Below are 10,290 nucleotides of genomic sequence, written 5' to 3' on the forward strand. Positions count from 1 at the left end.
AGCGCGGAACGGAAGTCACCCCAAGGCAACACCTGACCTTAAGTCTTTGAAATCGTCTGATTTTGTCACCCAGAAATCGCCGCAATCGCGGCCATGACTGGCGCCTTTCGGTGCTTTCAGGCGACTCGGCCTCGCTTGGCGCGCGACTTGCGGCTGTCAGGGCAGACCGTTCCGTTTCGGGACGGGGGAAAAGCCATCGGGGGTCAAGGGTCCATCATGGGCAATGACATCGACACTCACCTGGGCAAGCGTCTCCGCCGCCGTCGCCGGCTGCTGGGCCTGACCCAACAACAACTGGCCGGCGCCGTGGGCGTCCGTTTCCAGCAGATCCAGAAGTACGAGTGCGGCGCCAACCGCATCTCGGCCGCGCGCCTGTGGCAGCTGTCCGAAGCCCTGGAAGTGCCAGTCGGCTACTTCTACGACGGGCTGTCGAACCTCGCCGCCCGCGAGACCGCGCCGGCGGACAACGACTCCGAGGGCGGCGAGATGTTCGCCCGCAAGGAGACGATCGACCTGATCCGGGCCTACTACCTGCTCGGCGAGCGTCCGCGCCGCCGCCTGCTGGACCTGGCCAAGTCGCTGAACGGCGTCGAGCAGATCGAAGCCTGACCCACGCTTCAGTTGGGCGGTTCAGTGGAGTAGCGTCGCGGGCCAGGGCAGGCTAAAGCCCTGCCCATGACGCTCTCCGCCGATCGCATCGCCGCCCTCGACGCCTTCATCGTCGAGCTCAACAGCGCCTCCGCCGGAGCGATCCTGCCGCTGTTCCGGTCCGACCACGGGCTGGAAGACAAGGCGGCCGGCAAGAACCTGCCGCGCGAAAGCCACGCGGCGTTCGACCCGGTGACCGAGGCCGACCGCGGCGCGGAAGCGGCGATCCGCAAGCTGATTTCCGAGCGCTATCCCGAACACGGGGTGATCGGCGAGGAATACGGCGAGGACCGCCCGGACGCCGAGTTCGTCTGGGTGCTGGACCCCGTCGACGGCACGCGCGCCTTCATCTCGGGCCTGCCCCTGTGGACCACCCTGATCGGCCTGCGCCATCAGGGCCGTCCCGTGCTGGGCTCGATCGGCCAGCCCTATCTCGACGAGATCTATGTCGGCTCGGCCGCCACCGGCTCGCGCCTGATCGCCCGCGGCGGCGAAAAGCCCCTGCGCGTGCGCCCTTGCGCCGTGCTGACCGACGCCATCATCGCCACCACCGATCCTGAAGCCTGCTTCGACGGCGCTGAACTGGGCGCCTGGCGCCAGGTGCGCGCGGCCGCCAAGCTGGCCCGCCTGGGCTGCGACGCCTACGCCTACGCCATGGTCGCGGCAGGCACGATGGACATGGTCATCGAGGCCGGCCTGAAAAGCTGGGACGTCGAGGCCGCCATCCCCCTGATCGAAGGCGCCGGCGGCGTCGTCACCGACTGGCGCGGCGCGCCGATCGGCCAGCACGGCGGCCAGATGGCCATCGCCGGCGACCAGCGCGTGCTCGACGAAGCGCTGGTGGCGCTGAAAAGGTCGGCGAAGTAAGTCCTTCTCCCCTTGCGGGAGAAGGTGGCCTGCGAAGCAGGTCGGATGAGGGGTCGAAGATCGGCGCCGCTGCGAAAATGAGGATGAGGACGGGTCTGAGAGACCCCTCATCCGTCGCCTGCGGCGACACCTTCTCCCGCAAGGGGAGAAGGATCAGAGCTTCAAACCGTCCGGCAGCAGCCGCTCACCGGCGGCGAAGCGCTCCACCGCAACCCACTCAACCCAGACGTCCTGGCTGTTCTCGTTGATCACGAAGCGGTCGCGCGCGATCGCCTTGGGATCCGACGTCGTGATCTCGTAGACGAAGATGATCTCGTGGCCCGTATGGCCCTCGTGCTCATAGAGGTTCTCGATCACGGTCGGCGGGCCGACGATCTCGATCGCGAACCCCGTCTCCTCCAGGAACTCCCGCCGCAGGGTCTGTTCCGAGGTCTCGCCGAACTCGACGCCGCCGCCCAGCGGCCGCCAGCCCTTCACCGAGCCGTCGTCGTTGCGCACCTCGGCGACCAGCAGCCGGTCCTCATGGCGCAGCAGGCCGATGGCGACCACCCGCACCGCCTGCTTGGGCCGCCACGTGCTCATCGCGGAGCGACCGGATCGACCGTCTCGTCGAACGCCGCCCAGAAGCGGGCGCGGCGGTCGTCGGTCTCGATCAGGATCTCGTGGAAGGCGTCCTCGATCTCGAGGTAGCGGCCCTTCGGAATACGGGCGGCGATCGCCTTCTGGGCCGAGGTCAGGACCCGGGTGTCGATCCCCGCCCCAACGATGGTCACCGGGATGCTGATGGCCTCGATACCCGGCGCGCGGGCCAGCCAGTCGCAGGCGGAGAACGCAAAATCGGTCCAGCCCCAGGTGATGCCGCCGAGCGCGATATCCGGATTGGCGCGGATCTGGGCCTGATGACGGGCGTAGCGGACCGCGTCGTGGGTCAGGGCGTCCTGCGGGAAGACGTGCTTGAACGGATCGCCGACGTCGCCCAGCACATAGTCGCCCCGCAACGGCGTGCGGGCGGCCAGCCAGGCCAGAGGCCGCGCCAGCCAGGCCGGCGTAGCGCCGCTGTTCAGTCCCAGCATCGGGGCCGACAGTACGCAGGCGGAAAAGCGGGTCTCGCCATGCGCCAGGACGAGGCTGGTCAGGCAGCCGCCCATCGAGTGGCCCAGCGCGATCCAGGGCTTGGGCAGGCGCGCCTCGAAGGCGGCCAGCAGGGCCTGATAGTCGCCGAGAAAGTCGTGAAAGCCGGCCGCGTGGCCCTTCAGCCGGTCGGGCAGCATGCGGTGCGAGAGCCCCTGCCCTCGCCAGTCGTGCACCAGGACGACGAAGCCCCGGGCCAGAAGGTCGGAGACGACCTCGTAGTACTTCTCGATCGGTTCGCTGCGGCCGGGGCTGACCACCACCGATCCGCGTGCAGCGCCTTCAGGCGAAAATAGTGCGGCGCGGAGGGTCGCCCCATCCGCGCCGCGAAACCATTCGGCCTGGCCGTGGTCGGGAACCGGCGCCTCGGGAATCGAGACCAGAGGCGCGGGCTCCCCCATCGGCTTAGCGCAGCTTGGAGAACAGCGCCGCCATCTTGGACTGCAGCGCCATCGCCGCGCCCATGTCCGACAGCTTCAGCTTGCCGGTCATGACGGCCATGGTCGGGTCGAGCGAACCGGCGCCGATGGCCAGGAAGTCTTCCTTCGACAGGGTCATGGTCAGGTCGGCCGGACCGTCGTCGTTGGTGACCGAACCGCCATCGATCAGGATGACGCCTTCGCCCTTCAGGTCGAACTTCAGGCTCTTGCCGAGGCCGCTGTCGTCGCCGACGGCGGTTTTGATCTTGTCGGTGATTTCCTGCAGAGTGGCCATGAAACGCGATCTCCCTCTTATTTGCGCGTTCAATAATGCGCGTGAGAACTTGGCGTGCACCCTGGCCGGGCGCGGCGCGCAAGTAAACACCGTTTAGACGCTCTCCACCCTATTTTTTACTCTGGATGAAGCGCACCTGCGAAGGCGTCCCGGACAGGCGAATGCGGGTCGCGCCCTTGAAGTCGGAAAGCCGGTAGATCGGGGCTTTGCCGGCCAGCGGCAGGGCCTGGGTCTTGCCGTCCGCGCCGACCACGACGCCGCCGGAAGCGCCCGGAAAGCTGAAGCCGGTCATCTTCGGCGCCAGCATGGCCATCGGCCCGGCCGCCTTGCCGATGACGCCGTTGGTGGACTCCAGAACCACCTTCAACTCGCCGGCCTCGTACTCGGCCGCCGGCTTGAGGACCGGCTCGATGATCAGGGTCGAACCGAACTTGGCGTCGACCGGCGCGTCGAACTCGACCTTCGCCCCGCCCTGCAGCTGGGACAGGGTCGGCAGACGCTCGAAGCGGCCATCGGCGCTGATCGGCAGCGGCGTACGCGCCCCGCCCGCCTCGACCAGCATGGCCTTCAGGCCCTCGGCGGGCTTGCCGTCGCGGGTCACGCGGTAGGCCACGCGGGTGCGCGAACGCTCCTGGGCCGGCACCTTGAGGAAGTTCTCCAGGTAGCCGAACACCTTGTCGGCCGGAGCGACCTTGTTCCCCTGGGCCAGGGCGACGGAACCGGCCGCCAGGGTCAGGACGGCGGCGGCGGCGAGCGCGCGTCTGGCGATGCGGCGGCTCATTTCGGCTTCACGAACTTGAGGGTCATGCGGTCGCTCTCCCCGATGGCGTCGTACTTGGCGTGGTCGAAGTCGGGCTCGGCCGGCTCGCCGCGCGGCGCCGACAGGCGGGTCGGCGGCAGGGTCCAGACGCCGAACGGATGGTCCTTGGTGTCTTTCGGATTGGCGTTGATCTCGCTGGATCCGGCCAGCTCGAACCCGGCCTCCTTGGCCAGTTGCTCGACATAGGCCTGCTGCACATAGCCGTCGGCGGCCAGCACGTCCTGCACGCGGCCCGGCTCGCCCCGGTGCTCCTCGACGCCCAGGATGCCGCCGGGCTTCAGCGCCGCCAGCGCGTCCTTGAAGGCCTTCTCGGCGATGCCGCCGGCCATCCAGTTGTGCAGGTTGCGCAGGAACAGCACGCGATCAACGCTCCCCGCCGGCGCGACGGGGCCGCTGCCCCGGCCGAAGGTGGTGATCTCGACCTTGCCGTAAAGCCTGGGCTTTTCCTCCAGCTTGCGGCGATAGGCGGCGACGATCTCGGCGGCGGCGGGATCGGCCGGATCGGCCTCTAGCACCGCCTCGTAGAGCTTGCCGCCGGTGGCCGCCAGGAACGGGGCCAGGATCTCGGTGTACCAGCCGGCGCCCGGCCAGAACTCGACGACGGTCTGGCCCGGACGGACGTCCCAGAACTCCAGGCTCTGCACCGGATGACGCCAGGCGTCGCGGGCCTTGTCGGCGCTGGTGCGCCAGTCGCCGGCCACGGCGCCGGCCAGGGTGGTCGGGCCGCCCTTGGCCGCAGGCTTGGTCGCGTCGGCCTTGGCCGGCGGCGCGTCCTTCTTGCGGCCGCAGCCCACGAGGCCGGCCGCGCCGGCGGCCCCGGCGGACAAAAGCAGGCCACGACGCGACCACGAATACGCCGGATCCATCAATCCCCCTCTACTCATGGATCCAGCCTAGGCCGCGACCTTGGCAAAAACACGCCCGCGGCCCGCGGACTCCGGGGCGAAATGGCGCCGACCGATCACGCCGGCTTCCGGAAGCGCAGGGTCATGCGGTCGCTCTCGCCGATCGCATCGTACTTGGCGCGGTCGAAGTTCGGATCGGCCGGCTGTCCCGAGGGGGCCGACTGACGCACCGGCGGCAGGGTCCAGACGCCGAAGGGGTGGTCCTTGGTGTCCTTGGGATTGGCGTTGATCTCGGACTTGGCGTCCAGCTTGAAGCCGGCCCGTTCGGCCAGGGCCACGACGGTGGCGGTCGACAGATAGCCGTTGGCCCCGGCGCTCTTTTCGTCGGCCGGATCGGCGCGGTGCTCCTCGATCGCCAGGATCCCGCCGGGCTTCAGCACCGCGAAAAAGTCGGCGAACAGCTTGTCGGCGACGCCCGGCTGGATGGTCCAGTTGTGGACGTTGCGGGCGGTCAGAACCAGGTCGGCCGAGCCCGGCGCGCCCAGCGGCGCGGCCACCGGCCCGAAGTCGACGAACTTGACCTTGCCGTACTTGGCCTCGTCGGCGAACCGGGCCTCGAAGGCCGCGCGGCCCTTGCGGGCGCCGTCCGAGGTCTTGGGATTGGCCAGGTCGGCGACGCCGGCCACATAGGTTCCCTTGGTGGCCTTAGCGTAGGGCGCCAGGATCTCGGTCCAGTAGCCGCCGCCGGGCGAGACCTCGATCACCGTCTGGCCGGGCTTCAGCCCCCAGAACGCCAGGCTCTCATAGGGATGGCGGGCGCCGTCGCGGGCGACGCTGGCGGGCGTGCGGTCGGGCGAGGCGACGGCGGTCTTCAGGGCCGCGTCGGCGGCCAGGGCGCCGGTGGCGGGCGCGAGCGCCGCGAGGGCGGCGAGAATGAGCAAGTGGCGGCGGGCGGGCATGGCGTCTGTCTCCGTCGTCGGCCCGCGTTCCGGGCGCGCCGACCTTAGCCGCACGCGAACCGCGATCAAGCGATTCCGAAACTGAATGACGCACCCCTTGAAGTCGAAAATCGACCTCCCAACTATTCAACCGAAGGCGCTGGAAAACCGGGCCTTCCGGATCGCAGACGAGGCCGAGATCGGGTCGTCGAAGGTCCGAACACACATCGCAACCTTGCTTGAAGAGAAGGTTCTATATCTATGCGTACGATCGACCTGTCGCCCCTTTACCGTTCGCTCGTCGGCTTCGACCGCCTGGCCGCGCAACTCGACGCCGCCGCCAAGACCGAAGCCGCCTCCGGCTATCCGCCCTACAACATCGAGCGCACCGACGAGAATTCCTACCGCATCGAGATCGCCGTCGCCGGCTTCAAGCCGGAAGAGCTGTCGATCGAGGCCAAGGAAGGCCTGCTGACCGTCTCGGGCCGCAAGGCGGCCAATGACGAAGCCAAGCGCTACCTGCATCGCGGCCTCGCCGAGCGCAATTTCGACCGCCGCTTCCAGCTGGCCGACTACGTGGTGGTGACCGACGCCGCCCTGGCCGACGGCCTGCTGACCATCTCGCTGAAGCGCGAACTGCCCGAAGCCCTCAAGGCCCGCACCATCCCGATCAACACCGGCGCCGACACCGCCAGCCTGATCGAAGGCGAACAGGCCGCCTGACGGCGTCGACCACTTTCTTCCCTCTGTTCTAAGTCCCCTCCGACTTCGGGCGGCGCAGCGATGCGCCGCCCTTTTTCGTCTCTGCACCAGTTCTGCACGGCGATCGGGCGGGCCGTGCACGGCCTCGCCGCCGGGGCTGCAAGCCGCGCGACTATCGGGAAGGCTCCGCTGATGGGGACCTCCGATGAAAGCCTTCCGCCCGCCGCCCGCCGCCGCGCCCTTCTGGATGAAGCCGGTGGCCGCCGCCCTGCTGGTGCTGGCGTCCGACCAGCTGTTCTGGGGCTATGCCGCCGGCGCGACCCTGGGCGGCTTCTGCCTGCTGGCGACCATCGCCGTCGTCCTCGTTCATCCGGCCGCGCGCCGCGCCTGGGGCTGGCTGCTGGCCGCGACGGTCTTCGGCGTCGTGATGATCGAGGCGCCCGGCCTGCTGGCCTTTGTCCTGTGGACGGTCGCCATCGCCGTGGCGGTGCTGGCCGCCCGGGCGGGCCTTCATGAGGACGCCTGGCGCTGGCTGCAACGGCTGGCGGCCCTGCTGATCCTTGGCCTCATCGCCCCGTTCCGCGACTTCCTGAAGGCCCGCAAGCGCGCGCCGGGATCGGGCGCGGCCCTGCGTCGCCTGCCCGTGCTGGTCCTGCCCATCGTCGGCGGCGCGGTGTTCCTGGCGCTCTTCACCATCGCCAATCCGGTGATCGCCCAGGCCGTGGCTCAATGGCGCATCCCCCAGATCGACCTGCCCCGCATCGGCTTCGCCGTCATCGTGCTGTTCGGGGTCTGGATGCTGCTGCGACCCAGCTTCAAGCGTCCGCTCTGGGGCCTGCCGGCCGCCAAGCCCGGCGCCGCGCCCCTGCCCGGTCTCAGCGTCGCGTCGGTGGGCCTGTCGCTGGTGGTGTTCAACACGATCTTCGCCCTGCAGAACGGCCTGGACCTGGCCTTCCTGTGGTCGCGGGCGCCGCTGCCGCAGGGCGTGACCCTGGCCGAATACGCCCATCGCGGCGCCTATCCGCTGATCGCCACCGCCCTGCTGGCCGGCCTCTTCGTGCTGGTCGCCCTGGCGCCCGGCTCGGCGACGGCGCGGTCGACGTGGCTGCGGCGGCTGGTGGTGCTGTGGGTGGCGCAGAACCTCTTCCTCGTCGCCTCGTCGATCCTGCGCACCCTCGATTATGTGGAGGTCTACGCCCTCACCCGCCTGAGGCTGGCGGCCCTGATCTGGATGGCGCTGGTGGGTCTTGGCCTGCTGCTGATCTGCTGGCGGATGCTGCGGGCCAAGAGCGCCGGCTGGCTGATCAACGCCAACCTCGCCGCCGCAGGCCTGGTGTTGGCCGCCTGCACGGTGGTGGACCTTGGCTCGGTCGCCGCCGCCTGGAACGTCCGCCACGCCCGCGAGCTGGGCGGCGACGGCGAGGCGCTGGACGTCTGCTACCTGGAGCGCCTGGGTCCCGCCTCGGTCGTGGCCCTCAGCCAGCTGCGCGCGACCGCCCTGCCCCCGGTGCTGGCCGCCCGCGTGGCCTGGTCGCGCGAGACGGTGCTGAACGACCTGGAACCCCGCCAGGCCCAATGGCGCGGCTGGTCCTGGCGCGGTCAGCGGCGCCTGGACGAGGCCCTGCTGATCGCACCGCGCGACCGCACCATCCCGGTTCCGGCCGGCACGCTGGACTGCCGGGGCCAGCAGATCGGCCCGAGCGCGCCCGAAACGCCGCCCCAACCTTACAGCGAACCGTTGACCCCGGACGTCGCAAGCGGAACATCTGCGCCATGACTCAGCCGATCCTGATCGTCGACGACGAGCCCCACATCCGCGAGCTGCTGGCCTTCGCCCTGGGCAAGGCCGGCTACGCCACGGTCGAGGCCGCCGACGGCGAGGCGGCGCTGGAGGCGATCGCCGCCCACAAGCCGGCCCTGGTGGTGCTGGACATCAACATGCCGCGCCTGAACGGCCTGGACGTCTGTCGTCGCATCCGCGCCGAGGGCCAGCTGCCGGTGCTGCTGCTGTCGTCGCGCGACGACGAGATCGACCGGGTGCTGGGCATCGAGCTGGGCGCCGACGACTACGTGGTCAAGCCGTTCAGCCCGCGCGAGGTGACGGCCCGGGTCGCCGCCATTCTCCGGCGCGCCTCGGCCGCCGCCCCGCCGCCGGCCGAAGAGGCCAAGCTGGTCAGCCACGGCCGCCTCAGCCTGGAGGCCGACGCCTGGCGAGCGGCCTGGGGCGAGACCGAGACGGCGCTGACCGTCACCGAGTTCGGCATCCTCTGGACCCTGGCCAGCGCCCCGCGCCGGGTCTTCACCCGCGACGCCATCATCGACAAGCTGCGCGGCCCGGGCTTCGCCCTCACCGACCGCACCATCGACAGCCACGTGCGCAACCTGCGCGCCAAGTTCGCCAGGCTGGGCGGGGTCGACGTGGTCGAGACCCGCCCCGGGGTCGGCTACCGGCTGGGAGCCTGCCAGGGCCAGGACGCGCAGGCGTGATCGCCGCGCTGTCGGCCTTCAAGGACGCGGTGAAACGCCGCTGGCCGGCCCTGCGCTTGCGCTCGATCCTGCTGGCGGTGCTCTTGTTCGCCGCCGCCATGCCGGCGCTGGGCGGGATCTTCCTGCGCAGCTACGAGAACACCCTGGTCCGCCAGACCGAGGCCGAGCTGAACGCCCAGGGCGCGGCCCTGACGGCGACGGCGGCGGCTCTATGGCCCGGCGCGCCGCCGGTTTCCGCCCTGCCCGAACCGGATCCCGAAGACCCCGCCTACTACCGCCCCGAAAAGCCCAGCATCGACCTGTCGGCCGCCCGCATCCTGCCCGAGCGACCCGCCCCCAAGCCCACCGGCGCGCCCGCCCCCGACGCCGTGGCAGCCGCCGCGCGCCTCGACCACATCTTCGCCGACACCACCCGCAGCACCCTGGCGGCCATCGTCCTGACCGACGCCCACGGCCGTGTGGTGCGGGGCCTGGGGACCGGCGGCGACCTCTCGGCCCTGCCCGAGGTGCGCGACGCCCTGTCCGGCCGGTCGGAGACCGTGCTGCGGCGGATCGGCCAGTACCGTCCGCGCTATGTCTGGGAATGGCTGAGCCGGGCCTCGGCCGTGCGCCTGCACCACGCCCGGCCGGTGATCGTCGGCGGGCGCACCGTCGGCGTGCTGCTGCTGTCGCGCTCGCCGCGCGGCCTGTTCAAGGGGCTGCACGAGGATCGCGGCAAGCTGCTGATCGGCGCCGGCGTCATCGTGCTGGTGCTGTTCGGCCTGGCGGGCCTGGTCTCGCGCGGGGTCACCCGGCCGATCGAGCAGCTCAGCGCCGCTACCCGCGCCATGGCCCAGGGCCGCGGCGAGGCTCCCGAGACCCCGACCACCGCCGCCGTCGAGATCCAGGCGCTCTACGACGACTTCCGGGCCATGGCCGCGGCGATCGACAAGCGCTCGCGCTACCTGCGCGACTTCGCCGCCGCCCTCAGCCACGAGTTCAAGACGCCCCTGGCCGGGGTGCGCGGTGCCATCGAGCTTCTGCAGGACCACTATCCGACCATGAGCCAGGCCGAGCGCGAGCGTTTCCTGGCCAACATCGCCGCCGACAACGCCCGGCTCTCGGCCCTGGTCGGACGGCTGCTGGAGCTGGCCCGCGC

General features: G+C 70.4%; 12 protein-coding genes. 6 read left to right on the forward strand and 6 right to left on the reverse strand.

All coding sequences use genetic code 11. From position 1 onward, the window contains the following. Positions 1–216 precede the first annotated feature (216 nt). Together AC2YHT_RS24675 and hisN are read left to right on the forward strand one after the other, a co-directional pair. Positions 217–609, forward strand: a complete 393-nt coding sequence (locus AC2YHT_RS24675; protein ID WP_487292459.1) for a helix-turn-helix domain-containing protein — start codon at positions 217–219, stop codon at positions 607–609. A 66-nt stretch (positions 610–675) separates the two neighbouring features. Further along, entirely contained in the window at positions 676–1,515 is an 840-nt protein-coding gene (hisN, locus tag AC2YHT_RS24680) for a histidinol-phosphatase (protein ID WP_487292460.1), read from the forward strand. 153 nt (positions 1,516–1,668) lie between these two features. Here the strand turns inward: hisN and AC2YHT_RS24685 are convergent, their stop codons facing one another. The 6 genes from AC2YHT_RS24685 to AC2YHT_RS24710 all read right to left on the reverse strand — a co-directional run bounded on the left by AC2YHT_RS24685 (position 1,669) and on the right by AC2YHT_RS24710 (position 5,984). Continuing rightward, positions 1,669–2,097: an NUDIX hydrolase gene (locus AC2YHT_RS24685; RefSeq protein WP_487292461.1), complete on the reverse strand. Its 429-nt coding sequence runs from the start codon at positions 2,095–2,097 to the stop codon at positions 1,669–1,671. Continuing rightward, positions 2,094–3,047, reverse strand: a complete 954-nt coding sequence (locus AC2YHT_RS24690) for an alpha/beta fold hydrolase (protein ID WP_487292462.1) — start codon at positions 3,045–3,047, stop codon at positions 2,094–2,096. Before AC2YHT_RS24690 ends, AC2YHT_RS24685 begins: the two co-directional genes overlap by 4 nt. Before the next feature lie 4 nt (positions 3,048–3,051). After that, positions 3,052–3,360, reverse strand: a complete 309-nt coding sequence (locus AC2YHT_RS24695) for an SCP2 sterol-binding domain-containing protein (RefSeq protein WP_110119043.1) — start codon at positions 3,358–3,360, stop codon at positions 3,052–3,054. A 109-nt stretch (positions 3,361–3,469) separates the two neighbouring features. Continuing rightward, positions 3,470–4,141, reverse strand: a complete 672-nt coding sequence (locus tag AC2YHT_RS24700; protein ID WP_487292463.1) for a hypothetical protein — start codon at positions 4,139–4,141, stop codon at positions 3,470–3,472. Beyond that, on the reverse strand, positions 4,138–5,046 hold the full coding sequence (locus AC2YHT_RS24705; RefSeq protein WP_487292464.1) for a class I SAM-dependent methyltransferase: 909 nt from the start codon (positions 5,044–5,046) through the stop codon (positions 4,138–4,140). Before AC2YHT_RS24705 ends, AC2YHT_RS24700 begins: the two co-directional genes overlap by 4 nt. Positions 5,047–5,141: 95 nt before the next feature. Beyond that, positions 5,142–5,984, reverse strand: a complete 843-nt coding sequence (locus tag AC2YHT_RS24710; RefSeq protein ID WP_487292465.1) for a class I SAM-dependent methyltransferase — start codon at positions 5,982–5,984, stop codon at positions 5,142–5,144. Positions 5,985–6,224: 240 nt separating this feature from the next. Between AC2YHT_RS24710 and AC2YHT_RS24715 the strand changes: the two genes are divergently transcribed. From AC2YHT_RS24715 to AC2YHT_RS24730, 4 genes are all read left to right on the forward strand, one after another. Then, the gene (locus AC2YHT_RS24715; protein ID WP_110119039.1) at positions 6,225–6,686 is read left to right on the forward strand and encodes an Hsp20 family protein; all 462 of its coding nucleotides are present in this window, start codon (positions 6,225–6,227) and stop codon (positions 6,684–6,686) included. Positions 6,687–6,870: 184 nt separating this feature from the next. Beyond that, on the forward strand, positions 6,871–8,442 hold the full coding sequence (locus AC2YHT_RS24720; protein WP_487292466.1) for a DUF4153 domain-containing protein: 1,572 nt from the start codon (positions 6,871–6,873) through the stop codon (positions 8,440–8,442). Then, positions 8,439–9,152 carry a response regulator transcription factor gene (locus tag AC2YHT_RS24725; protein ID WP_110132740.1) on the forward strand — a complete coding sequence of 238 codons (714 nt, stop codon included), beginning with the start codon at positions 8,439–8,441 and terminating at the stop codon, positions 9,150–9,152. Before AC2YHT_RS24720 ends, AC2YHT_RS24725 begins: the two co-directional genes overlap by 4 nt. Beyond that, positions 9,149–10,290 (forward strand): histidine kinase dimerization/phospho-acceptor domain-containing protein (locus AC2YHT_RS24730; protein WP_487292467.1); only part of this gene is annotated, 1,142 nt, incomplete at its 3' end. The genes AC2YHT_RS24725 and AC2YHT_RS24730, both read left to right, overlap by 4 nt.

This window comes from Caulobacter sp. SRI_008, assembly GCF_057586355.1.